22 protein-coding genes and 2 pseudogenes are annotated in these 23,074 nt (G+C 70.8%); 11 read left to right on the top strand and 13 right to left on the bottom strand.

Annotation, left to right across the window (positions count from 1 at the left end; genetic code table 11):
• Nucleotides 1-76 precede the first annotated feature (76 nt).
• The 3 genes and pseudogenes from gndA to BT364_RS43545 form a co-directional block, all read right to left on the bottom strand.
• Nucleotides 77-1,516, bottom strand: coding sequence for an NADP-dependent phosphogluconate dehydrogenase (gene gndA / locus BT364_RS33510; RefSeq protein ID WP_072488978.1), 1,440 nt, complete (start codon nt 1,514-1,516; stop codon nt 77-79).
• A gap of 230 nt (nt 1,517-1,746) precedes the next feature.
• Complete coding sequence (locus tag BT364_RS33505; RefSeq protein WP_072488977.1) at nt 1,747-2,037, bottom strand: tyrosine-type recombinase/integrase; 291 nt, start codon at nt 2,035-2,037, stop codon at nt 1,747-1,749.
• Nucleotides 2,037-2,170: pseudogene (locus BT364_RS43545) on the bottom strand (NAD(P)-binding domain-containing protein); the annotation flags it as partial. The pseudogene BT364_RS43545 and the gene BT364_RS33505, both read right to left, overlap by 1 nt.
• 164 nt (nt 2,171-2,334) lie before the next feature.
• Here BT364_RS43545 and BT364_RS33500 point away from each other — a divergent pair.
• From BT364_RS33500 to BT364_RS41995, 3 genes are all read left to right on the top strand, one after another.
• Complete coding sequence (locus tag BT364_RS33500) at nt 2,335-2,931, top strand: TetR/AcrR family transcriptional regulator (RefSeq protein ID WP_072488976.1); 597 nt, start codon at nt 2,335-2,337, stop codon at nt 2,929-2,931.
• Nucleotides 2,924-3,310 carry a TNF domain-containing protein gene (locus BT364_RS33495; RefSeq protein WP_072488975.1) on the top strand — a complete coding sequence of 129 codons (387 nt, stop codon included), beginning with the start codon at nt 2,924-2,926 and terminating at the stop codon, nt 3,308-3,310. Before BT364_RS33500 ends, BT364_RS33495 begins: the two co-directional genes overlap by 8 nt.
• Nucleotides 3,311-3,564: 254 nt before the next feature.
• Entirely contained in the window at nt 3,565-3,702 is a 138-nt protein-coding gene (locus BT364_RS41995; protein WP_177328337.1) for a hypothetical protein, read from the top strand.
• Between the two features lie 94 nt (nt 3,703-3,796).
• Here BT364_RS41995 and BT364_RS33490 read toward each other — a convergent pair whose 3' ends face one another.
• Genes BT364_RS33490 through BT364_RS33480 form a run of 3 tightly spaced genes read right to left on the bottom strand, consistent with a single transcriptional unit; the run spans nt 3,797 to nt 7,379 of the window.
• Nucleotides 3,797-4,582, bottom strand: a complete 786-nt coding sequence (locus tag BT364_RS33490) for a 3-oxoacyl-ACP reductase (protein ID WP_072488974.1) — start codon at nt 4,580-4,582, stop codon at nt 3,797-3,799.
• A 5-nt stretch (nt 4,583-4,587) separates the two neighbouring features.
• A complete protein-coding gene (locus BT364_RS33485; protein WP_072488973.1) occupies nt 4,588-5,976 on the bottom strand; it encodes an aldehyde dehydrogenase family protein in 1,389 nt (462 codons plus the stop codon).
• A 38-nt stretch (nt 5,977-6,014) separates the two neighbouring features.
• Nucleotides 6,015-7,379: a glutamine synthetase family protein gene (locus BT364_RS33480; RefSeq protein WP_072488972.1), complete on the bottom strand. Its 1,365-nt coding sequence runs from the start codon at nt 7,377-7,379 to the stop codon at nt 6,015-6,017.
• 271 nt (nt 7,380-7,650) lie between these two features.
• Between BT364_RS33480 and eat the strand changes: the two genes are divergently transcribed.
• The 3 genes from eat to BT364_RS33465 all read left to right on the top strand — a co-directional run bounded on the left by eat (nt 7,651) and on the right by BT364_RS33465 (nt 11,402).
• Nucleotides 7,651-9,120: an ethanolamine permease gene (gene eat / locus BT364_RS33475; protein WP_072488971.1), complete on the top strand. Its 1,470-nt coding sequence runs from the start codon at nt 7,651-7,653 to the stop codon at nt 9,118-9,120.
• 108 nt (nt 9,121-9,228) lie between these two features.
• Nucleotides 9,229-9,951, top strand: coding sequence for a gamma-glutamyl-gamma-aminobutyrate hydrolase family protein (locus BT364_RS33470; RefSeq protein ID WP_072488970.1), 723 nt, complete (start codon nt 9,229-9,231; stop codon nt 9,949-9,951).
• Between the two features lie 113 nt (nt 9,952-10,064).
• Nucleotides 10,065-11,402 carry a peptidoglycan DD-metalloendopeptidase family protein gene (locus BT364_RS33465; protein WP_072488969.1) on the top strand — a complete coding sequence of 446 codons (1,338 nt, stop codon included), beginning with the start codon at nt 10,065-10,067 and terminating at the stop codon, nt 11,400-11,402.
• Here the strand turns inward: BT364_RS33465 and BT364_RS33460 are convergent.
• A complete protein-coding gene (locus BT364_RS33460) occupies nt 11,372-12,532 on the bottom strand; it encodes a DMT family transporter (RefSeq protein WP_072488968.1) in 1,161 nt (386 codons plus the stop codon). The two genes, BT364_RS33465 and BT364_RS33460, sit on opposite strands and share 31 nt — an antisense overlap.
• Nucleotides 12,533-12,768: 236 nt before the next feature.
• On the opposite strand from BT364_RS33460, the gene BT364_RS33455 reads away from it, so the two are divergent.
• Both BT364_RS33455 and BT364_RS43540 read left to right on the top strand, forming a co-directional pair.
• Nucleotides 12,769-13,449: a (2Fe-2S)-binding protein gene (locus BT364_RS33455; RefSeq protein WP_072488967.1), complete on the top strand. Its 681-nt coding sequence runs from the start codon at nt 12,769-12,771 to the stop codon at nt 13,447-13,449.
• A gap of 161 nt (nt 13,450-13,610) precedes the next feature.
• Nucleotides 13,611-13,978 (top strand): annotated as a pseudogene (locus BT364_RS43540) (PA14 domain-containing protein); the annotation flags it as partial.
• Between the two features lie 109 nt (nt 13,979-14,087).
• Here the strand turns inward: BT364_RS43540 and BT364_RS33445 are convergent.
• From BT364_RS33445 to BT364_RS33435, 3 genes are all read right to left on the bottom strand, one after another.
• The gene (locus BT364_RS33445; protein ID WP_072488966.1) at nt 14,088-14,543 is read right to left on the bottom strand and encodes an ATP-binding protein; all 456 of its coding nucleotides are present in this window, start codon (nt 14,541-14,543) and stop codon (nt 14,088-14,090) included.
• Nucleotides 14,544-14,642: 99 nt separating this feature from the next.
• On the bottom strand, nt 14,643-16,253 hold the full coding sequence (locus tag BT364_RS33440) for a sensor histidine kinase (protein ID WP_072488965.1): 1,611 nt from the start codon (nt 16,251-16,253) through the stop codon (nt 14,643-14,645).
• Nucleotides 16,250-17,524 carry a PP2C family protein-serine/threonine phosphatase gene (locus BT364_RS33435; protein WP_371268677.1) on the bottom strand — a complete coding sequence of 425 codons (1,275 nt, stop codon included), beginning with the start codon at nt 17,522-17,524 and terminating at the stop codon, nt 16,250-16,252. Before BT364_RS33435 ends, BT364_RS33440 begins: the two co-directional genes overlap by 4 nt.
• Before the next feature lie 260 nt (nt 17,525-17,784).
• Here BT364_RS33435 and BT364_RS33430 point away from each other — a divergent pair, with 260 nt between their 5' ends.
• From BT364_RS33430 to BT364_RS41985, 3 genes are all read left to right on the top strand, one after another.
• A complete protein-coding gene (locus tag BT364_RS33430; protein ID WP_072488963.1) occupies nt 17,785-19,269 on the top strand; it encodes an SDR family NAD(P)-dependent oxidoreductase in 1,485 nt (494 codons plus the stop codon).
• A gap of 347 nt (nt 19,270-19,616) precedes the next feature.
• Nucleotides 19,617-19,793 (top strand): hypothetical protein, encoded by a 177-nt coding sequence (locus tag BT364_RS41990; RefSeq protein WP_177328339.1) that lies wholly within the window; start codon nt 19,617-19,619, stop codon nt 19,791-19,793.
• A 147-nt stretch (nt 19,794-19,940) separates the two neighbouring features.
• Nucleotides 19,941-20,138: an alpha-L-fucosidase C-terminal domain-containing protein gene (locus BT364_RS41985; protein ID WP_072488962.1), complete on the top strand. Its 198-nt coding sequence runs from the start codon at nt 19,941-19,943 to the stop codon at nt 20,136-20,138.
• On the opposite strand, the gene BT364_RS33420 is transcribed toward BT364_RS41985, so the two are convergent.
• The 3 genes from BT364_RS33420 to BT364_RS33410 are packed head-to-tail and all read right to left on the bottom strand — an operon-like array spanning nt 20,116 to nt 22,947.
• Complete coding sequence (locus BT364_RS33420) at nt 20,116-21,552, bottom strand: lipase maturation factor family protein (RefSeq protein WP_072488961.1); 1,437 nt, start codon at nt 21,550-21,552, stop codon at nt 20,116-20,118. The two genes, BT364_RS41985 and BT364_RS33420, sit on opposite strands and share 23 nt — an antisense overlap.
• A 37-nt stretch (nt 21,553-21,589) precedes the next feature.
• Nucleotides 21,590-22,108 (bottom strand): DUF1990 family protein, encoded by a 519-nt coding sequence (locus tag BT364_RS33415; RefSeq protein ID WP_072488960.1) that lies wholly within the window; start codon nt 22,106-22,108, stop codon nt 21,590-21,592.
• On the bottom strand, nt 22,105-22,947 hold the full coding sequence (locus BT364_RS33410; protein WP_072489000.1) for a YndJ family protein: 843 nt from the start codon (nt 22,945-22,947) through the stop codon (nt 22,105-22,107). The genes BT364_RS33415 and BT364_RS33410 overlap by 4 nt, the downstream gene beginning before the upstream one ends.
• Between the last annotated feature and the right edge of the window lie 127 nt (nt 22,948-23,074).

Below are 23,074 nucleotides of genomic sequence, written 5' to 3'. Positions count from 1 at the left end.
GCGGTGACCTTGCCCGATCCTGAGCTCCATCACCCAGTCCGGGGTGGGTGGCCGTCGCTCCTCGCCCTGATGCCGCTCAGCTTTCGACTTCAGTTCTGTCGCCGCCCCAGATGGTGTGGAAGGTGCCGACGCGGTCGATGCGGTGGTAGGTGTGTGCGCCGAAGTAGTCGCGCTGGCCTTGGGTGAGGGCGGCGGGGAGGCGTTCGGCGCGCAGGGAGTCGTAGTAGGCGAGGGCGGCGGCGAAGGCGGGGGTGGGGACGCCCTGGGTAGCGGCGGTGGCGATCACGGTGCGCCAGTCGTTCTGTGCGGCGGCGATCTCTTCGGCGAAGCTCTTGTCGGAGAGGAGGCTCGGCATCTGAGGCTGGGCCTCGTAGGCGCTGGTGATCCTGTCGAGGAACGCGGCCCGGATGATGCATCCGCCGCGCCAGATCGCGGCGACCTTGCCGAGATCGATGTTCCAGTCGTATTGCTCGCTGCCGGCCGCGATCTCGTGGAAGCCCTGGGTGTAGGCGACGATTTTCGAGGCATACAGTGCCTGCTCGACCTGGTCGGCGAATGTCGCCGCCTCGTCCTCACCGGGCTTGCGGGCGGTCGGTCCGGCGAGGTGGCGTGAGGCATCACGGAGGGCGGCGTGGCCGGAGACGGAGCGGGCGAAGACGGCCTCGGCGATGCCGGAGACGGGAACGCCCAGGTCGAGGGCGACCTGCACGGTCCAACGGCCGGTGCCCTTCTGCTCCGCCTGGTCGAGCACAACATCCACGAAGGGGTTACCGGTCGCCGCATCGACATGTGAGAGCACTTCTGCTGTGATCTCGATGAGGTAGGACTCCAGGCGCCCGGTGTTCCAGACGCGGAAGATGTCCGCGATCTGCACGGGGGAGTATCCGGCCACGTCGCGGAGCAACTGGTAGGCCTCGCCGATGAGTTGCATGTCCGCGTACTCGATGCCGTTATGCGTCATTTTTACAAAGTGTCCGGCGCCGTCAGGACCGATATGCGTGACGCACGGGGCGCCATCCTTGGCCTTTGCGGAGATCTTTTCCAGAATTGGTCCAAGTGAGTCATAAGATTCTTTGCTGCCACCTGGCATGATGCTCGGTCCGTTGAGCGCGCCTTCTTCGCCGCCGGAGACGCCGGTGCCGACGAAGTGGACGCCCTGCTCGCGCAACTCGCGCTCTCGGCGGCGCGTGTCTGCGAAGTGCGCGTTGCCTCCGTCGATGATGACATCGCCGGGCTCCAAGAGAGAAGTGAACTCCGCGATCACTGCGTCCGTGGCCTCTCCGGCCTTCACCATGACGACCAGACGCCGTGGCCTTTCCAGGGCTGCCACGAAATCCTCGGCGCTCTCGGTCGCGATGAAATCACCCTCATCGCCAAACTCTTCGACGAGTTCGTGGGTGCGTGCGGCTGTGCGATTGTGTACAGCGACGGTGTATCCGTTGCGTGCGAAATTCCGGGCCAGGTTGCGCCCCATGACGGCAAGTCCTGTGACACCGATCTGCGCTGTGCTGCTCATTGCGGCTCTGCCTGCTTCCGGTTTCGTGGTCTTCGGCAGTTCGGCGGACCACCATGATGGAACGGACCACCGAGCCTATGAGGTACAGGCGATCGCGGACTGGGAGGCTGTAATGGTGTCGCCAATGTCCCCCGGATGGTCGTCCGCGCTCTGTGGCACGTCCGTTCGGTCCGTGCGGAGCGGGGTCCGGGGGCGTCACATTCAAGCCCGGCCCTTCGTCTTTAAGCGCTTCACAGTCCCTCGTTGAGGAGCCGAGCTGCCCGACCTACCGAGGCTGGCATGAGGTGGCGGTAGATCTTGAAAGTCATGTTGATGTTGCTGTGTCCCATCCACTCTGCGACATCGGTGATCGGAACACCCTTGGAGAGGCAGTTCGAGGCGAAGAAGTGTCGCAGTGAATACGGGTTGAGATTTCGGGTGATGCCAGCCTTCTTCCTTGCTGACCACCACTGGTACTGCATGGTTGAGTGTCCCCGGTGCGGGGATCGTTGTGTGCGGATGAGATATCCGTTCTCGTCCACTCCCTTAGGGCGTCGGTCCTGGGGGTCGTCCGGTTGTGCACCGCGACCGTGAATCGGTTGCGGGCGACTTGCGCGCGAGGTTGCGGCCCATGACCGCGAGCCCTGTGACGCCGATCTGCGCAGTGCCGCTCATGTGTGTGCTCTGATCTCGGGGATGCCCGGCAGGTCCGGGGACGCCGGGATCTTCAGTATGGATACGGGGTGCGGGAACGGCCTGTTCGGTATCGCCCGAGCGGGTTCGCCTGTGTATATTAGGTAATTACCTAGGGATTCTAGGTACTTCGGTGGAGGTGGCGAATGGTTCGCGCGGGTCTCACGACCGAACGCGTGGTGGAGGCGGCGGCCGATCTGGCCGACTCCATCGGCTTCGACAAGGTCACGATCTCCGCACTGGCCCGCGGCTTCGGGGTCAAGGACGCCAGCCTGTATTCGCACGTCAGGAATCTGCACGACCTGCGGACCCGGGTCGCACTGCTGGCCGCCGGGGAGTTCATCGACCGGATCGCCGCCGCCGTGGCCGGCCGGGCCGGGAAGGACGCCCTGGTCGCGTTCGCCGACGCCTACCGGGCCTTCGCCCTGGAGCGGCCCGGACGGTACGAGGCGACGCAGATGCGGGTCGACCCCGAAGCCGTCGCCCGGTCCTCCGCGTACCACCGCACCATCGAGACCACGGGCGCGATGCTGCGGGCCTACGGCCTGTCCGAGCCCGATCTCACGGACGCGGTACGGCTGTTGCGCAGCACCTTCCACGGCTATTGCGCCCTGGAGGCGAGTGGCGGCTTCGGTGCGCCGCGCGACGTGCAGGCGTCCTGGGAGCGGTCCGTCGAGGCCCTGCACTTCCTGCTGGAGCACTGGCCGTCCGCGACGGACGAGAGGGAGGCGGATCATGGCTGACCGTGCGGTGCCGGAGCGCACCGGACATCTGAAGGTGCCCGAGGCGACGCTGTACTACGAAGTGCGCGGCGAAGGGCCGCTGCTGCTGATGATGCCCGGCGGGAGCGGCTTCCTGGAGCATGTGCTGTGCTCGTTCAGCGGTTACGTACCGGACCCGGCGGCGCTGCGCCGTGGTGCGGGGCAGTTGGTCATCGGCGTCGGGCAGGACTCCCGCACCCTGCTCACGGCGCTTCCGGGGGCCCGGCTGGCGGACGAAGTGGGCGGCAGGCTCGTCGAGTTCCCCGGTGGCCACACCGGTTGCACCGAGGACCCCGACGCGTTCGCCGAGCGGCTGCGGGCGGTCCTGCTCGACCGGACGCTCCAGGGGGCGCTGGGGTGACCCCGGGCTGGCGGTCGATGGCTACCCTTCCGCAAGCATCTCCTCTGGAACCTTTGGGTCCGCTTGCATCACTGACAGGTCGGCAACCATGTGCGTAGCCCTCCCGTCAAAGATCTGGTGTCAGGCCATACGGCGCGGCACGCCCGGCTTCGAGCTCACAACGACGCATCCGAACCCGGCGAAGGCAGGCAGATGACACCGATCACCGAAGGGGTTCTGTGGCGCTCGGCGCGGGCGTGCCGGCGGGAGCCGCCATGCCCGCGGGGACCGACAACGCGGTGGCGCTGACCAAGGGCTGGTACGACTTCACGGTGACGATCGGCGGCGACACCTCCTGGTCGCGGCGGTACACCGGCCACATCGAGACCGGAGCGGCGAGCGTCAGCGGCTGAGACACAAGGCACGCGGGTGCCGGGGCAGCCGGCTTCCGGCCGCCCCGGCACCCGCGCGCATCGTGCGTCCCGTGCGTCAGCCCGCGAAGACGGTCTAGAGCGGTGTGACGTAGGCGCCGGTGAGCCCGCCGTCGACCAGGAAGTCGGTGGCGTTGACGAAGGAGGAGTCGTCGCTGGCCAGGAAGGCCACGGCGGCGGCCATCTCGGTGGGCTCGGCGAACCGGCCGACCGGGATGTGCACCAGCCTGCGCGCGGCCCGCTCCGGATCCTTGGCGAACAGCTCCTGGAGCAGCGGGGTGTTGACCGGGCCGGGGCACAGCGCGTTGACCCGGATGCCCTCCCGCGCGAACTGCACACCCAGTTCGCGCGACATGGCCAGCACGCCGCCCTTGGAGGCGGTGTAGGAGATCTGAGAGGTGGCGGCACCCATCCGGGCCACGAACGAGGCCGTGTTGATGATGGAGCCCTTGCCCTGACGGCGCATGTAGGGGATGGCGGCCTTGCAGCACAGATAGACGGAGGTGAGGTTGACCTCCTGCACCCGGCGCCAGGCGTCGAGGCCGGTCTCCAGGATGGAGTCGTCCTCGGGCGGCGAGATCCCCGCGTTGTTGAAGGCGACGTCGACCGAGCCGTACGTGTCGAACGCGGCCTTGAACAAGGCCTCCACCTGCTCGGCGTCCGTGACATCGGTACGTACGAAGAGGCCGTCGACCTCCTCGGCGGCGGCCTTGCCGCTCGCCTCGTCCACATCGGCGCAGACGACGTGCGCGCCCTCGGCGGCCAGACGCCGGACGGTGGCCAGTCCGATGCCGCTGCCGGCTCCGGTGACTACGGCGGTGCGGCCGACCAGGCGGCGGCAGACTGCGGTGGTGTCGGTCATGGTGCTCAGGCCTCCGTGCTGATGAAGACGTTCTTGGTTTCGGTGAAGGCGGCGAGTGCGTCGGGGCCGAGTTCGCGGCCCAGTCCGGACTGTTTGTAGCCGCCGAAGGGGGTGGCGTAGCGGACGCTGGAATGCGAGTTGACCGAGAGGTTTCCGGCCCGCAGGCCCTGGCCGACCCGCAGGGCACGGGCCACGTCACGCGTCCAGATCGACCCGGCCAGGCCGTACTCCGTCGCGTTGGCCAGCCGTACGGCGTCCGCCTCGTCGTCGAAGGGCAGCACCACGGCGACCGGTCCGAAGACCTCGTCGACGGCGACCGGGGCGTCCGGCGACACCCCGGCGAGGACGGTCGGCGGGTACCAGAACCCCGGGCCGTCGGGCGCCGATCCGAGGATGGTCCGTACGCCGTCGGGCAGCACGTCCACGAACCCGCTCACGCGCTCCCGCTGGACGGCCGAGATCAGCGGCCCCATCTGGGTCTTCTCGTCCGACGGGTCGCCGACCACCACGGCCGCGACGGCCGGTGCCAGCAGGTCGAGGAAGCGGTCGTGGACCGTGCGCTCGACCAGGATGCGGGTCCGGGCGCAGCAGTCCTGGCCGGCGTTGTCCAGGAAGGACATCGGGGCGGCGGCCGCCGCGGCCTCCAGGTCGGCGTCGGCGAAGACCACGTTGGGGCTCTTGCCGCCGAGCTCCAGGGTGAGGCGCTTCACGCGATCGGCGCAGCGGGTCATGATGTGCTTGCCGGTCCGGGTGGAGCCGGTGAAGACGATCTTGGCCACACCGGGGTGGTCCACCAGGGCGGCTCCGGCCACCGGACCCTCGCCCGGCAGCACCTGGAACAGCCCGGCGGGCAGCCCGGCCTCCAGGGCCAGTTCCGCCAGGCGCAGTGCGGTCAGAGGTGTGGTCTCGGCGGGTTTGAGCAGGACGGCGTTGCCGGCGGCGAGTGCCGGGGCCGCGCCCCAGGCGGCGATCGGCATCGGGAAGTTCCAGGGGGCGATGACACCGATGACGCCGAGCGGTTCCAGGACGGTGAAGTCGATGCCGCCGGCGACCGGGATCTGCCGGCCCAGCAGGCGTTCGACACCGCCCGCGCAGTAGTCGAGGAGATCGCGCACATTGCCCGCCTCCCAGCGGGCGTTGCCGATGGTGTGACCGGCCTCGCGGACCTCGGAGAGGGCCAGTTCCTCGATGTGTTCGTCGACGACGGCGGCGAACCGGCGCAGCAGCCGGGCGCGGTCGGCGGGTGCCGCCGCGGCCCAGACGCGCTGGGCGGTGGCGGCGCGGGCGACGGCCGCGTCGACGTCGGCGGCGGTGGCGGCCGGGACGGTGGCGATGACCTCGGCGGTGGCCGGGTTCAGGATGTCCAGGCTGTGTGGTGCGGACTGTTGGGACACGTACGGGCCTCGATCGGGAGTGAGGGACGGGGCGGAGGTCACAGGCGCTCGAAGGAGCGTCGCAGCTCCCAGTCGGTCACGGCGGCGTCGTAGGCGGCGAGTTCGACACGCGCCATGTTCAGATAGTGCGCGACGACCTCCTCGCCGAACGCCTCCTTGGCGATGGGGCTGGCCTCCCACAGGTCGGCGGCCTCGCGCAGGGTGGTCGGAACCCGCTCGTACTCGGAGGTGTAGGCGTTGCCCGTGCAGACCTCCGGCAGCGCCAGCTCGTGCTCCACGCCGTACAGCCCGGCGGCGACCAGTCCGGCGGTGGCGAGATACGGGTTGACGTCGCCGCCGGGCAGCCGGTTCTCGAAGCGGCGGGAGCGGCCGTGACCGACCACACGCAGCGAGCAGGTGCGGTTGTCGTGCCCCCAGGCGACCGCGGTCGGTGCGAAGGAGCCGGGCTGGAACCGCTTGTAGGAGTTGATGTTCGGCGCGTACAGCAGGGAGAAGTCGCGCAGGGCGGCGAGTTGTCCGGCGAGGAAGTGCCGCATCAGGTCCGACATGCCGTCCGGGCCGTCACCCGCCATCGCGTTGTCACCGTTGCCGTCGGTGAGCGAGAGGTGGATATGACAGGAATTTCCTTCGCGCTCGTCGTACTTGGCCATGAAGGTGAGCGAGACGCCCTCCTGCGCGGCGATCTCCTTGGCGCCCGTCTTGTAGATCGCGTGCTGGTCGCAGGTGATCAGCGCCTCGTCGTAGCGGAAGGCGATCTCGTGCTGGCCGAGATTGCACTCGCCTTTGGCGGACTCGACGGTCAGCCCGGCCGCCTGCATCTCGTTGCGGATGCGGCGCAGCAGCGGTTCGACGCGGCCGGTGCCGAGGATGGAGTAGTCGATGTTGTACTGATTGGCCGGGGTCAGCCCCCGGTAGCCGCGGTCCCAGGCCTGTTCGTAGCTGTCCTTGAAGACGATGAACTCCAGCTCCGTGCCCACCTGGGCCCGGTAGCCGAGGCCGGCCAGCCGGTCCAGCTGCCGGCGCAGGACCTGGCGCGGTGCGGCGACGACCGGACTGCCGTCGTTCCAGGCGAGATCCGCGACGATCAGCGCGGTGCCTTCGTGCCAGGGCAGCAGACGCAGGGTGGCGAGGTCCGGGAGCATCGCGAAGTCGCCGTAGCCGCGCTCCCAGGAGGACATCGCGTAGCCGTCGACAGTGTTCATCTCGGTGTCCACGGCCAGCAGATAGTTGCAGCCCTCGGTACCGTGCTCCAGAACCTCGTCGAGGAAGAACCCGGCGGCGAACCGCTTGCCCTGGAGCCGGCCCTGCATATCGGGAAAGGCCAGGACGACGGTGTCGATGGAGCCGCTCGCGACGAGTGAGCGCAGCTCCTCGACGGCGAGCGGGGGTGTGCGGTCTGCCACGGGATTCCTCCTTGGGTGCACCGAGATCCATAAGGTATGGCAGGAAACCATTGCTTGGGAAGAGGGCCGTCCGGTGGCGGTGAATCGGCCCCTGCGAGGTGTCATGTGCAGCCGTCACGCGCATGGAGCACATCCGTAACCACTGTTTAACGCGCGCCTCTTGTATTTTCCCCTGGCGTTCCACAAAGGTGTGCCGGTGAACCTTTGATATAGACCCTCTTCGCCTCCCACGCCTCGACGCAGCGCCGTCGACCCACATCTGGAGCGCCCCATGGCCCAGGGAACCGATACCCCCACCAGCCCACCCGGCCCCGCGGCCGGCGCGGTGACCGGCACGGACGAGTACCTGCACCGTCGCACCCTGCGCAGGGGCAGCGCCGGCTGGCTCCTGCTGACCGGACTCGGTGTCGCCTATGTCGTCTCCGGCGACTACTCCGGCTGGAACATCGGCCTGTCCAAGGGTGGCTTCGGAGGACTCGCCGTGGCCACCGTGCTGATGGGCCTGATGTACGCGTGTCTGGTCTTCGCACTGGCGGAACTCTCCGCCATCCTTCCCACCGCCGGAGGCGGCTACGGCTTCGCGCGCCGGGCCCTGGGCACCTGGGGTGGCTTCCTGACCGGTACGGCCATCCTCATCGAATACATCCTCGCTCCCGCCGCCATCTCGCTGTTCATCGGCGACTACGTCGAATCCCTCGGCCTGTTCGGGCTCACCTCCGGATGGCCCGTCCACCTCGCCTGCTTCGCCGTCTTCATCGGCATCCACCTCTGGGGCGTCGGCGAGGCGCTGCGGTTCAGCCTGATCGTGACCGCCGTCGCCGTGGCCGCTCTGCTGGTCTTCGCCATCGGCGCGTTCACCGATTTCGACGCGGCCCGTCTCGACGACATCCCGGTGGACACCGGCGCGTTCGGCTCCTCGTCCTGGCTGCCCTTCGGGCTGCTCGGCATCTGGGCCGCCTTCCCCTTCGGCATGTGGTTCTTCCTGGGCGTCGAAGGCGTGCCGCTCGCCGCCGAGGAGGCCAAGGACCCGGTCAGGTCGATGCCGAAGGCGCTCGCGATCTCGCTGACCGTGCTGGTGGGACTGGCGGTGCTCACCTTCCTCTCCGCCACCGGGGCCCAGGGTGCGAAGGCCATCCAGGAAGCGGGCAACCCCCTCGTGGTCGCGCTGGAGGGCAAGGGCGGCCCCACAGGCCTGAGCCGCTTCGTCAACTACGCGGGCCTGGCGGGCCTGGTGGCCTCGTTCTTCTCGCTGATCTTCGCCGGGTCCCGGCAGCTCTTCGCGCTCTCCCGGGCCGGATACCTGCCGCGCTTCCTCTCGCTGACCAACCGTCGCAAGTCTCCTTACCTCGGTCTGCTGATTCCCGGCGCGATCGGTTTCACGCTCGCCGCCTGGATCGGCAACGGCGGCCGGATGCTGAACGTCGCCGTCTTCGGCGCCACCATCAGCTACGCGCTGATGGCGCTCTCCCACATCGTGCTGCGCCGCCGCGAACCGCACCTCGAACGGCCCTACCGCACACCCGGCGGCGCGCTCACCTCGTCCGTGGCGTTCGTACTGGCATGCTCGGCACTGGTGGCGACCTTCCTGGTGGACCGCGACGCCGCGTTCATCGCTCTCGGTGTGTACGTGGTGGCGCTGGCCTACTTCGCGTTCTACAGCCGCCACCGCCTCGTCGCGAGCGCCCCGGAGGAGGAGTTCGCCGCCCTGGCGGCGGCCGAGGCCGAACTGTCGCGGGAGTGAACGGGACCGCGGCACAAGGGCGTTGTCCCCGAGCCCGCCCCTGCCGCGTCCGTAAGCGGCGGGGGCCGCACCGCGACCGAGCAGCGAACGAACCAGAGGAGGGGCTCCATGGCCCGGCCCGTCATCGGCATCAGCACCTATGAGGAACCGGCCCGGTGGGGCGTGTGGGAAATGCCGGCCACCCTGCTGCCCGCCTCCTACCCGCGCCTGGTGCGGGCGTCCGGCGGGCTGGCGGTGATGCTGCCGCCCGACGACACCGCCGACGCGGCCCGGGAGGCCGTGGCGGCACTGGACGGCGTGGTGATCGCGGGCGGCGCCGACGTCGAACCGGCACGCTACGGCGAGACGCCCGATCCCCGCACCGGCCCGCCGGCCCGCGCACGCGACGCGTGGGAACTCGCCCTGATCGAGGCGGCGATCGACCGGCAGGTCCCGCTGCTGGGCATCTGCCGGGGCATGCAACTGCTCAACGTCGCTCTCGGCGGTACCCTGCACCAGCACCTGGACGGCCACACCGGAGGCACCGGCGTCTTCGGTGAACACGCCGTCACCCCCGTTCCCGGCACGGTGTACGCGGCGGCCGTCGGGGAGCCGGCCGTGGTGCCCACCTACCACCACCAGGCCGTGGACCGCCTGGGATCGGGTCTCACGGCAAGCGCGTACGCGTCCGACGGCACCGTGGAGGCCATCGAACTCACCGACCACGAGAGCCTGGTGCTGGGGGTCCAGTGGCACCCCGAAATGGGCGAGGACATCCGGCTCATGACCGCTCTCGTGGACGCGGCGGCCCGGCGCCGATCCGCCACCCGGGCGGGCGCGCCCGTACCGTGACCGCAGGACGGGCCGGTGCGGGGGGAGACGGGGTGCTCTCTTGTCATCGGCCTTTGTCTGCACATAAGTTGGGCGCTTGCGACGTGTCCTACTGTCAGTGGGGGAGCCAAGTCATGGCCGCGAACGGACGGCACCGCAGATATCAGCCCAGCCGGATCAACCGTGCCTCGCTCACGGTCACCGCTGGCGGTGCGGGCATCGCGCTCCCGCTCATCGCAGCCGCATCGGCGGGCGCCGCCTCGACGGATGTCTGGGAGAAGGTCGCCGTCTGCGAGTCCACCGGCAACTGGCACATCAACAACGGCAACGGCTACTTCGGCGGGCTGCAGTTCAGCCGTTCGACCTGGGCGGCGTACGGAGGCACGGTCTACGCCCCGCGCGCCGATCTGGCCACCAAGGACGAGCAGATCGCCATCGCCGAGAAGGTGCTCGACGCACAGGGACCGGGAGCATGGCCGGGCTGCTCGACCAAGGCGGGGCTGACGAGCGGCGGGGACACCACCGACATCAACCCGCAGTCGCAGCGGACCGGTCAGGTGCGGACGCCCGGCAAGGCCGCCCCCGGCAAGAGCGCCGCGGGGAAGCCGACGACGAAGCGCGCCTCCGCACCCGCCACGCCGACCACCGTGCCCGGCAAGCGCGAGTCGTACACCGTGGCACGCGGCGACTCGCTCTCCGCGATCGCGGCGACGAAGCGCGTCCGGGGCGGCTGGCAGCACCTCTACACACAGAACCGCGAGGTCGTGGGTGACGACCCGGACCTCATCCTGCCCGGCCAGCGCCTGAGCCTGGACACGGCCCGGTCGCCGAGGACGGTGCCCCGGACGGGCACGCCCGCGCAGGCGAAGCAGAAGGCCGAGCCGAAGCCCCGGACGGCCACCGCGCCGAAGCAGCGACCGGTCGCGTCGCAGCATCAGGCGGCGAAGCCGCGGCACCAAGCGGCCAAGCCCCAGCACCAGGTGGCGAAGCCGCACCACGAAACCGCGAAGCCGAAACCGCATCCGAAGAAGACCGAGAGCCACCGTCCGAAGGAGCGGACGGAGAAGCACTCCGGTCTCGTCGCCCCCGTGGCGGCCGGCATCGGAACCCCGTACCACCAGGCCGGTTCCTGGGCCAGCGGCTATCACACCGGGGTCGACTTCCCCGTCCCGACCGGCACGTCGATCAGGGCGGTGGCCTCCGGCACGGTCGTCTCGGCGGGCTGGGGCGGGGCGTACGGCTACCAGGTCGTCATCCGGCACAGCGACGGCAAGTACAGCCAGTACGCCCACTTGTCCGCGCTGCATGTGCGTGAGGGCCGGCACGTCTCCGCGGGCCAGCGGATAGCCCGCTCCGGCTCCACCGGGAACGTCACCGGCCCGCACCTGCACTTCGAGATCCGCACCGGCCCCGGCTACGGATCGGACATCGACCCGCTGGCCTACCTCAGGGCGGGCGGCGTCAGCGTCTGAACGGCCGCGTCGTCGGGATCGGCGGACCCGGCGGACGAGCCGCCCCGCCGCTCCGTGGCGGTGTACGACGACAGCCCCGGCCCGAACGCCACCCGGTCCAGACACTCCAGCGGCATCAGCGTGGGAAGGGGACGCGCTGAGGAGGACACTTCCGGGACCGCCTCGACGGACCCGGCGGGCGTCGGGGCCGCAGGCGCCGGGAAGACAGGCACCCCGGCCTCCTCGCCCTCCGCGTCCGTCCCGCCCGCCGACGCGTCCGGGAGCCCGCTGCCCGCCGCCTGCGCGGCGAGGTGCTCCGCGCCCAGCCGCTCCGTCGTGAGCAGTATCAGGCCGCCCGCGGCGAGCACCGCACAGGCCAGCGCGAGCATGGTCCCGGCCGTGCCGTGCCGGAACTGCTCGCCGAACATGGTGAGGCCGACGACCGCCGCTATCACCGGGTTCACCACGGTCACCGTCGCCAGCGGAGCGGTCAGCCCGGCACCCCGGTACGCGGCCTGGGAGAGCAGCAGCCCGGTGGCCGCGAAACCGGCGATCGCCAGCAGCGCCGGGAGCCCCGTCGCCAGGGCACCGGAGGCCCACCCCACCGCCACCGTCTTCACGAACACCGAGGCGATGCCGAACGCGATGCCCGCCGCTCCGGCCAGGATCACGCTCCGTACCACCGGCCGGCGCACACCCACGGAGATCAGGGCCAGCAGCGCCACCGCGCCGAGCGTCACACCGGCGACGATCAGCTGATCCGTGCCGTTCAGGGAGTGCGACTCGGAGTTCCCCGTGAGCGTGAGCAGGCCCGCCAGACCGACGGTCGCCATGATCGCGCCCCGCCACGCCGTGGCGCCCGCCCGTCGGCGTACGAAGAGCGCCGCCATCGGCAGGGCGAAGACGATGGTCAGCGCGCCGAGCGGCTGGACCAGACTGAGCGGGCCGTAGGCCAGGGCCACGACATGGAGCACCGCGCCCCCGCCGTTCAGCGCCACGGCGGCCCACCAGACACGGTTGCGCAGCGGTGCGAGTGAGCGGTCGTCGCCGGTCGTCGCCACGCGCTCCTGGACGATCGCCCCGGCCGCGTACGCGACCGCGGAGACCAGTGACAGCAGCACGGACAGCGCAAGGGAACTCATGTACACCACGATGTCTCTTCCACGCGGCTGCGTCGTCGTCCTTGAGACGGCGATTCGGCGTACTGCTTTGGTAGTACGGCCGCAGTCCCAGTGTCCTCCTGCGGAGGGTAGCTCTCCCCCCGGAGAGCTCAGCCCCTCCCGGAGCCCTCGACCCGCGGGGGGTTACGGTGAACGGCGGCCGTGGCACGTCAGGGGGCCGCGCGGGTCGGGGCCGAAGGCCGGAGTGCCGAGAAGGAGCGCAAGCGATGGACGGGTCCGCGGCGGCCTCGGTGGGCGGATTCTTCGCGCTGCGGACCACCGCGCCGCCCGACGGGACGCACCGCCCGCTGGCGCGGTTGTACGCGGGGGAGCAGGCCCCGCTCACGGCCCGGATCGACACCGTCGCCGCCCGGCTGGACACCTCCGAACGGCGAGTGGCCGCCTCCGTCGCGCACCTGGGACTGGCCTCCCGCCTCTGGTCGGTCGCCCTCGGACCGGCGGCACTGACCGGCAGCTTCCCCGGTCTCTCGCCCGCCGCCCTCCACTGGGACCCGCGGCACCCGGCACCCGATGAACTATGGCTGGACGGCACCGAGTCGCTGCCCGGCACCGCCTGCCGGATCCGGGAGGCGGTCCAGTACGGCCACCTCGTGCCCCTTGCCGAGGCGATCCACCGGGACGGCCCCCTGTCCGACCGGCTGCTGTGGGGCAACGCGGGGTCCGCGCTGGCGGGAGCGCTGCGCCAACTCGTCGCCTGGGCACGAACGCACCACCGCCCCGACGTGGCCGCGCGGGCCCGCGCACTGGCCGCCGAACTCTTCGACCACCCCGACCTCCGGAACACCGGCACCCCTCACGACACGGCGTTCCGCCGGCGCAGCTGCTGTCTGTACTACCGCACACCGGCCGGCGGCCTGTGCGGTGACTGCGTCTTCGAGAGCGTCTGACACACTGCCGTCTCAACGGATGCCAGGCGCATTCGGCCCCGTCTTGTCATGTACCTGAACATCGGCTCGGGTGTCGTGCTGTCACGCCAACTGCCGTTCCTTCCAACGTTGTACATCCTGTTGCGACGAGCCGCCCCCCTTCCTCAGCCAGGAGGATCCGTGCGCTCCGGTGGACCGGAAAGATCGTGCCGGAGAGGACCGGCGCCCACCTCTTCTCGATGATCGGCGACAACGGCTTCCGGCTCTGGATCGACGGGAAGCCGGTCATCGACCACTGGGCCGACGACTGGGAGAAGGAACAGACCTCGCAGCCGGTCGAGTTGACCGCGGGCAGGGCCTACGACTCAAGGTGGAGTTCTTCGAGCACCAGGGAGGATCCAACCTCCACCTGAAGTGGACCGAACCCGGCGGGAGCAAGATCCCGGTGCTGCAGTCCGCCTTCCGGCTGCCCGACGGCTTCGCGTACGACGGGGCCATCGCCGCCACCGTCCTAGCCGACGGCCGCACGCTCAAGCTGGACTTCGCGCAGAAGCCGCTGGTCGGCAGTGAACCGTCGGCCCGGGGCACCGCCGCCGCGGACGCCCCGCCCGCACCGGGCTGACCGTGGTCGTGGGGCGGGCGGCGTCCCGCCCCACGCCTCAGCTGCTCAGTTCGAACTCGGCCCGGATGCGCTTGCCCACCGGCACGCGCTCGGCGGTCAGCCGGTCGCACAGCGCCACCACGATCTCCATGCCGTGGCCGCCGGGGCGCGTCGGGTCGGGGGAGTAGAACAACGGCAACGCGGTGCTGGAGTCGTACACCGTGACGCTGACGCGCTCCGCGGTGCCCTCCAGCTCCAGCAGATACGGGCCCTGGCTGTAGCGGTCGGCGTTGGTGACCAGCTCGCTCACCGCCAGCAGCAGATCGCTGCGGGTGTGCTCACCGAAGACCGCGAGCCACTCGGCGGCCAGCCGGACCAGGAAGCGGTCGGCCAGCGCCCGGGCCTGCGCGATACACCCGGGCTCGCCGTCGAACACCTCGGCGCTGTGCAGAACCTCCGTGGACCGGTCCGGGCAGGGGCGGCCGGCCGGTCGCGAGGTGACCTGTTCGTTCATGTGCTCCAGCCAGGGCGACGCAGGGGTGTTCGGTGACAGCTTCTCGGTGTCCGCCTACCCGCGACGAACGGTCCCACTCCGGGGAGAACCCGGCAGTTCTCAGCCATGGCCGGGCCGCCCGGCCATGGGGTCCGTGACGAGCGGCTCCGCCGCGGTGCGCGCGGGCACGTCGGGGGTGACCGGCAGCGTGAAACGGATGCGGGTGCCTTCGGTGGTCTCCTCGTCCAGCCAGATCCGGCCGCCGTGGAACTCCACGATCTTCCGGCACAGGGCCAGGCCGATGCCCGTTCCCTCGTACTCGTCCCTGCCGTGCAGACGCTGGAAGATGACGAAAACCTTCTGCGCGGACTCCGGCGCGATGCCGATGCCGTTGTCCGCCACCAGGAAGTGCCAGTCCTCGCCCTCCCGTACGCAGCCGACGGAGATCCGGCACGGCACGTCCGGGCGGCTGAACTTCACCGCGTTGCCGATCAGGTTCTGCCAGACCATGGAGAGCGCCGTGGCGTCCCCGGTCATCTCTGGTAGCGGGCCCTCCCGTACGACCGTGGCGCCGGACTCCTCGACGACCAGCGCGAGATCGGCCAGCGCACGGTCCAGGGTCCGGTCGAGAGCGACCGGCTTCCACTTGTCGTGCACCCGGCCCACACGCGAGAAGGCGAGCAGATCGTCGATCAGCACCTGCATCCGGTCCGCGCCGTCCACCGCGTAGTCGATGTACTGCCGGGCCCGGTCGTCGAGCGAGGCCGCGGCCCGCTTCTCCAGGAGCCGGCAGAACGAGGCGACCTTGCGCAGCGGTTCCTGGAGATCGTGCGAGGCGACATAGGCGAACTGCTCCAGCTCCGCGTTGGAGCGGCGCAGCTCCTGTGCCTGCTCCGCCAGCAGCTTCTCGCGTTCCCGGGAATCGGCGAGCTCCTCGACGATACGGCGGCGCATGTCCTCGACGGCCGCCGCCACCGCGCGTACGTCCGAGGGGCCGGCGATCTCGATCCGGCTGTCGAACGCCCCCGAACGGACCGTGTCGGAGGCGGCGGTCAGCCGGTTCAGCGGGCGCCCCACCGTCCGGTGCAGCAGCAGGCCCAGCGAGACCACAGTCAGCAGAAAGCCCACGACCAGCGCGATGAGCACCTGGTCCCGGGTGGTGCGGGCGGTGCTCAGATCGGCGCGGGCCCGGTCGCGGGCCACGTCGAGATGGGCCTGCTGGGCCGTGTACAGCCGCCGCAGCGTGTCGAACTCGTCCTTGCTCTGCCGGATCGGCACCGAGGACTCGGAGGCCGGGCCGTCCCGGCGGACCGCGGCGACCAGCGGCTCGGCGTGCCGGCCGCGCCACTCCCGCGCGGCTGCGGCGATCCGGTCGAGATCGTCGGCGAAGGGCTGCTCGTCCCCGACGAGCGCCCGCACCCGGGCCAGCTGGAGGCTCTCGTCCCGCATCCCCTGCTCGTACGGGCGCAGGAAGGTCGCATCACCGGTGAGCGCGAAACCACGGACCCCGGTCTCCTGGTCCAGCAGGGCGTTCTGCAACTGGAACGACGACGAGCGGGCGGGCTGGATTCGGTCCACCAGCTCGGTGGTGCGGTCGGATGTCCGGGACAGCACGAAGCCGCCGACGGCCGATCCGGCGCAGACGATCAGCACGAAGACGGCCAGGATCAGATGCACACGGTGCTGCACCGACAGGCGCGAGGCCGGACCGCTCGCGTCACGGCCGCTCATCGCGCGCCGCTCCGTCCCCAGCCCAGATGGAGCACGGCGACATCGTCCGCGAGACCGCCGTACGGGGACGCCGCCCCCGCGGCCCCGTCGACCAGGGCGTCGACGAAGGCACGGGCCGCCAGCGCCCCGTGCCTTCGGGCCATGGCCAGCAGCCCCTCCTCGCCCAGCCGGGAACCCGGGCCCGAGCGCCCCTCGAAGAGACCGTCGGTGAACAGGACGACCCGGCCGTCCCCGGGCAGCGACAGGTCCGAGGCGCTCCACCGCGCTGTCCCCGTCCCAGGCGCCAGACCCAGCGCCATCCCGGGCTCGGGCTCCTCCCAGCTCACCCGGGCATCGCTGCGCAGCAGCAGCCCGGGGTGCCCCGCCCGCACCACCCGCACCCGGCGCCGGTCCGGGGCGAAGGCCAGCGAGGTGACGGTGGCGAAGACATGCGGGTCGGAGCGCTCGGCGACCAGGATCTCCTCCAGCAGCCGGACCTGTTCGAGCTGGCCGGTCGCGCACAGCACCGCCGTACGCCACGCCACCCGCAGACAGACCCCCAGCGCCGCCTCCGCCGCCCCGTGCCCCGACACATCGCCGATCACCGCGTGCACCGTGCCGTCGGACGTCTGCACCACGTCGTAGAAGTCCCCGCTGAGCAGGGCGTGCGCCCGGCCCGGCTCGTACCGCGCGACCGCTTCGAAGGAGTTGTCGTGCAGCAGGGGCACGGGCAGCAGACCGCGTTCCAGGCGGGCGTTCTCCTGCGCCATCAGCCGGTTGGCGCGCAGCGCCGCCGCCGCCCGCTCTACCTGCTTGCGCTGGAGGGCGTACCGGACGGAGCGGCCCAGCGCCTCCGGATCGAGCCGGCCCTTGACGAGATAGTCCTGGGCGCCGGTAGCCACGGCCGACAGCCCGGTATCGGCCTCGGCCCGGCCGGTCAGCACCACGATGGCCGCGTCCGGCGCCGACTCGACGATCTGGGTGACGGCGTCGAGACCGAACACATCGGGCAGATGCAGATCGAGCAGTACGCAGCACGGGGTCCGGCTGCCGGCGAGGAACCGGCGGGCCTCCGTCAGCGTCTTGCACCAGGTCAGCGCGGAGTCCAGCTCGCTGTCCGCGAGCATCTCCTCGACCAGGAGCGCATCGCCCGCGTCGTCCTCGACCAGCAGGATCACGGCGTCGACGTCCCACACCGAACCGGTGCCGAGCGGGGGAGGACCCTGCTGCGCGGGAACGGAACCCGAGCGCACGGGCCTCGCCGGAGAACCGTCCGCGGGGATTCCGGCCACTCTCCACCACCCCCCACGCACGGCACGGCCCGACCCCGGCCGTCTGGCAGCGAAGCATATGTGAACGGCCGGTGCCCCGGGCGTCGGGGCCGGGGCGGTGCGGTCGCCCGCACCCGAGGCCCGGCGACGGCGCCGAACGGCCGTGAAGTCACGCGAACGGAGCAGCATCAGGTGCATGGCAGACTTGATCGGGGCGTTCGGCCCGGCAGGAGCAGGTACGGCGGTCGGCGCCACGAGAAGCGGATGACAGAGGAACGGCAATGACGGTGACAGAGGACAGCCCGGAGCTCGCTCCCGGAACTGAGGAGTTCGGTCCCGGTATCGACCCGGAGCGGCTGGCCGTCTGCCTGAGCGTGCTCGACGAACTCGACACCATCGAGATCGACCACCCCGACGCCATCGCCGTGCGCCGTGCCACGGCCGGGATCTACCGGACGGTGAAGCAGCGCCGCCGCCAGGAGCGCCGCGCCGCCAAGACCGCGCACGACAAGGCGGTCACCGAAGCCACCGCGACGGGCTCGGCCGACCGGATCGACGACGAGACCCAGGGGGTCCTGCCGTCCTCGTCCACCCGTGCCGAGATCGCGGGCGTGCTCCAGCGGCCCCGGTCCTGCTACATCTGCAAGACCAGGTACGTGGAGGTGGACGCGTTCTACCACCAGCTCTGCCAGCCGTGCGCGCAGGAGAACCGCGCGCGCCGCGACGCGCGGACCGACCTCACCGGGCGGCGCGCGCTCCTGACCGGCGGCCGGGCGAAGATCGGGATGTACATCGCGCTGCGGCTGCTGCGCGACGGGGCGCACACCACCATCACCACCCGCTTCCCCAACGACGCGATCCGCCGCTTCAAGGCGATGCCGGACAGCGATGAGTGGATCCACCGGCTGAAGATCGTCGGCATCGACCTGCGCGACCCCGCCCAGGTCGTCGCGCTCGCCGACTCGGTCGCCGCCGAGGGCCCGCTGGACATCCTGATCAACAACGCGGCGCAGACGGTGCGCCGCTCCGCGAACGCGTACGGCGAACTGGTCAATGCCGAGTCCGCGCCGCTCCCGGCGGGCGAGCTGCCCGCCGCCGAGGTCATCGGCACCTTCGGCAGCGGCACCGTCGACCGGGTCGCGGCCTTGCCGGCCGCCCGCAAGGAAGGGCTGAGCGCGCAGGACGTCACCGAGCTCGCCCTGGTCACCGGCTCCGCCTCCCTGGAGCGGATCGCCGCCGGGACGGCGATCGACGCGGGCGGACTGGTCCCCGACCTGCACGACACCAACAGCTGGATCCAGACCGTCGAGGAGGTCGAGCCGATCGAGCTGCTGGAAGTCCAGCTCTGCAACTCCACCGCCCCGTTCATCCTGATCAGCCGGCTCCGCCCGGCCATGGCGGCGACGGCCGCCAAGCGGGCCTACGTGGTCAACGTCTCGGCGATGGAGGGCGTTTTCAGCCGCGGCTACAAGGGTGCGGGCCACCCGCACACGAACATGGCCAAGGCCGCCCTGAACATGCTCACCCGCACCAGCGCCCAGGAGATGTTCGAGAAGGACGGCATCCTGATGACCGCTGTCGACACGGGCTGGATCACCGACGAGCGCCCGCACCCCGACAAGATCCGCCTCGCCGAGGAGGGCTTCCACGCCCCGCTCGACCTGGTCGACGGCGCCGCCCGGGTCTACGACCCGATCGTGCGCGGCGAGGACGGCGAGGATCTGTACGGCTGCTTCCTCAAGGACTACGCGCCCGCCAACTGGTAGTCGTCCGGTGATGCGGCGGGCGTGAGCCGCCGTGGGCCCGGTCGGGAGTCGCTCCCGACCGGGCCCTTCCCATATTCGGTGGCTGAAAGTGACCTAGAGCACACGTTCCATCGAGCGCGGAAGCGCTCATTTGGTTACCCTGATGTGAACGGGCGTAATCGAGGAGTCCACAAACCTTCCTCGACCGTCCCGGGACAGGCTTTCAACCAAGTCGCCGTCCCGCCCCGTACCCGGCGCCACCGCGACCGAACTGTTCTTGCCCCTGCCCCACCACGGGCGGCCGATTCCCGGTAATGAGGCCGGAACATCGGCGATGCCCGGGGCTACGCGACACAAAGGAGTGCGCGGTGACGACACCGGAACTGACGAAGCACGAGAAGCGACCGGCCGAACGGCACGGAGAGCGGGCCCGCGGGCCCGAGAAGCTCCGGAACATCGAGGTCTGGGCCAGGTCCGCACCGATCCGGCTGGCCGGCTACGAGGACGACCTCGCCGAGCCGCACATCCTGCCCGGCATCGACTGACTCCGCTTCACCTCCCGGCACCACCACACCCGAGCTCCGGCCCGCATCGCGCGGTCCGGAGCTCGGCCGGTCGGGGCGTCCGCCGTTCACAGGGCCGCCCGCGCCACGGCCGCCCCGGCGAACGACAGCCCGACGCCCGCACCGACGGTGAGCACCAGGCCGGGCGCGACCCTCACCGTCGAGGCGCCGGTGCCGGTCCGCGGCGGCGACCGGATCACCCTGCTCGGTCACGACCGGCCGCTCAACTGGCGGGTCCGGGGCAGCTCGCTGGTGATCGACGTGCCGGTGGCGGCCCGCAGCACCGGGCGGCACGCCTGGGTGTTCAGGATCGCCTGGTCGGGCTGATCCAGGCGGGGCCGAGCGAGACGGGGCGCATGAAGTCCCGCACATAGGTGCGGTGCCACCAGCGCCCGGTGGCCCGCAGTTCGCGCCAGGACGTGTACCGGTAGCGGTACACCCCGGCGCGGACGTGCGCGGGCGGGGCGTCGGAGAACGGGTTGTGACGCAGCAGCCGCAGGGTGTCCCGGTCGTTCTCCAGCAGCCGCTCCACGAACGGGCCGAACCAGGGGCGGGCGTACGCGGGGGACAGTGCCGCGAACCACATCAGCCAGTCCAGCCGCAGATGGTACGGGGCGAACTGGCGGGGCATCCGGCGCGGATCGCCCGGTTTGCCGCGGAAGCCGTACTCCCGCCAGACGGTGCCGTCGTGGAGCACCTCCTCGTCCGTGCCCTCGACCACCACCTCCAGCCGGACCCGGCTGATGCTGCCGAACGCGCCGTAGGTGTTGACCAGATGCAGCGGGTCGAACGAGCGGTTCATCACCTGGCGGCGGGAGACCAGATTGCGCGCCGGGCGGTAGCTGAGGAACGCGACCAGCGCGGTCACCGCCAGGACGACGATCTCGTACCAGAGCGGTGGCGCGGACTGGGCGGGCGGCGCGGTGAACAGCGACCAGTCGACGGCGGACAGGGCCAGGGTGATCGTCAGCCAGTTCAGCCAGGCGAAGTTCCCCGAGAAGATCAGCCAGAGCTGGGTGACGATCATCAGCCCCGCGGCCGCGCTCGCCACCGGCTGCGGAGTGAACAGGAGCACCGGCACCAGGAGTTGGGTGACATGGTTGGCCGCCACCTCGGCACGGTGGACGGGCTTCGGCAGCCGGTGGAAGAACCAGCTGAGCGGCCCCGGCATCGGCTGCGTCTCGTGGTGGAAGTACAGACACGTCAGCCTGCGCCAGCACTCGTCGCCGCGGATCTTGATCAGCCCGGCACCGAACTCGACCCGGAAGAGCACCCAGCGCAGCAGCCACAGCACCAGGACCGGCGGAGCCGTGTGCGCGTTGCCGAGAAAGACGGCGAGGAATCCGGTCTCCAGCAGCAGCGATTCCCAGCCGAAGCCGTACCAGGTCTGACCGACCTGCACGATCGACAGATACAGCGCCCAGGGCAGCGCCCAGAGCACCATTGCCGCCCAGAGCGGAAGGTATGAGTCCGCGCCCGCGAGCAGGGCGACGGCGATCGCGCAGCCGGCCCAGGAGACGAGGGCGAAGAAGCGGTCGCTGTAGTGGAGCCGGAAGAGTCCGGGTGCGCTGCGCCAGTCCGTACGCCGCAGGAAGTCGGGTACGGGCAGCATGCCGCGCTCGCCGATCAGCGCCCGGAACTGGAGCGCGGCGGCGAGAAAGGCGACCAGATACACAGCGGCGAGAGCCCGCTGGAAGACCAGCCGGCTGAGCCAGTACCCGTCTGCGGTGAACCACTCCATCGCTTCCAGTATCGGCCCGCCGGCTCCGCTCAGCCCTTCAGCCCCGCGCGGCCTCGGCGACGATCCGGCGCAGTGCGGCTCCGAGCCGGCGGGCGTACCACCGCTGGGTCATCGGCACGAGCGGGCCCGCGAGGCGGGTGTACCAGGCGACCGGACGGCTGAACGCCGTGACGGTGAACCACACCGTCCCGTCGTCCGCCGACTCCACCACGAAGGACTCCTCGCCGCACTCGGGGTGCCTGTCGAGCGTCCCGTAGGCGAATCCGACGAGGTCCTTCTCGTACGCCGCCCAGACGACGCGGCAGGGTGCGGTGAACCGGAACGGTCCGGCGCCGAGCGACACCCGGACAAAGACCCCGGCCTCCGCACGGTCCGCCGACGCCCGGACCCCGGCCCCGGAGGTGCGGTGCATGCGCCAGCCGGTGACGGCGGCCCCGGCGGCCTCGAAGTCGGCCCGGCCGCGGCCGACCCGGGTCCGGTGGTGGAGGTGGTGGTATCCGTCGGGGAGCGGGCCGAGGCGGGTGGCTCCGACCTCGGGGTAGGTGAATGCGTTCATGCGGTCCTGCCTTCGTGGTCGGTGCGGTTCTGGAGCCTTCGCCAGGCGAGCAGCGAGCAGAGCGCGAAGCCCAGCGCGTTCCCGACGCCGTGAGTGGCGGCCATCCAGGTCAGTGTCGGGTGGGGGAGTCCGGTGGCCTCGCCGAGCGCCCAGCTCAGCGCGAGCACCATGGTGACGGCGAGCACGGCGGACGAGACGGCGAGCAGCACCCGGGTGATCCGGTCCCGGTTCCGGTCGCGGATCGACCGCCAGGTGAGGAGGGCGACGGTCCACATCCCGGCGGTCAGCACGACCGCGCCGGCCAGCTCGGCCCGGTCCCCGATGAAGTAGCCGATCAGGACGAGCAGGGTGCCCAGCGGCACGCTCAGCGCGGCGAACCTTCCCGCACGGCTGTCGGCGGTCCGGCAGACGAGCCCCGAGACCAGCGCGGCGGCGAATCCGGCGAAGTGGAAGTGCGGCACGGTCAGCGCGAGGATGCCCAGCCCGAAGCCGAACAGGGGGTGCCCCGAGCGTTCGGCGACCAGGGCCGTGGCGGCGATCGACGGCGTGACCAGGGCGGTGAGCAGTGCGATCTCGGCGGGTGCTCTGGACTTCGAGGGATTGCGCAGCAGCCGGGGCGGTGCGTGCAGGGCGAGGAGTACGGCCCCGAGCGCGTAGCAGGCAGCCAGGGCGGTGGCCGGGCCGCCGCGCGGCAGCCAGAGAGCGACGGCGCCGGGCACGGCGAAGAGCGGCCACAGGCGCCGTATCCGGTCCAACTCGGGGGCACCGGTCAGCCGCAGCCCCACCGGGACCACCACCAGCATGCCCAGCATCACGATCAGACCGACCAGCACCGACATGACCATCCCCCGACTTGAACGCGTTCAACTCTGTTCGGCGCCGACTCTACGAGTTTTCTTGAACGTGTTCAAGAAGGCCTGCGAGGAGGAGGCGGGAGAGGGAGAACGGCCCCGTGGCAGGATGCCC

The organism is Streptomyces atratus (assembly GCF_900119365.1).
Taxonomy (GTDB): domain Bacteria; phylum Actinomycetota; class Actinomycetes; order Streptomycetales; family Streptomycetaceae; genus Streptomyces; species Streptomyces atratus_B.
The sequence above is the reverse complement of the archived record's forward strand: the minus strand, read 5'-3'. Positions and strand labels throughout refer to the sequence as shown.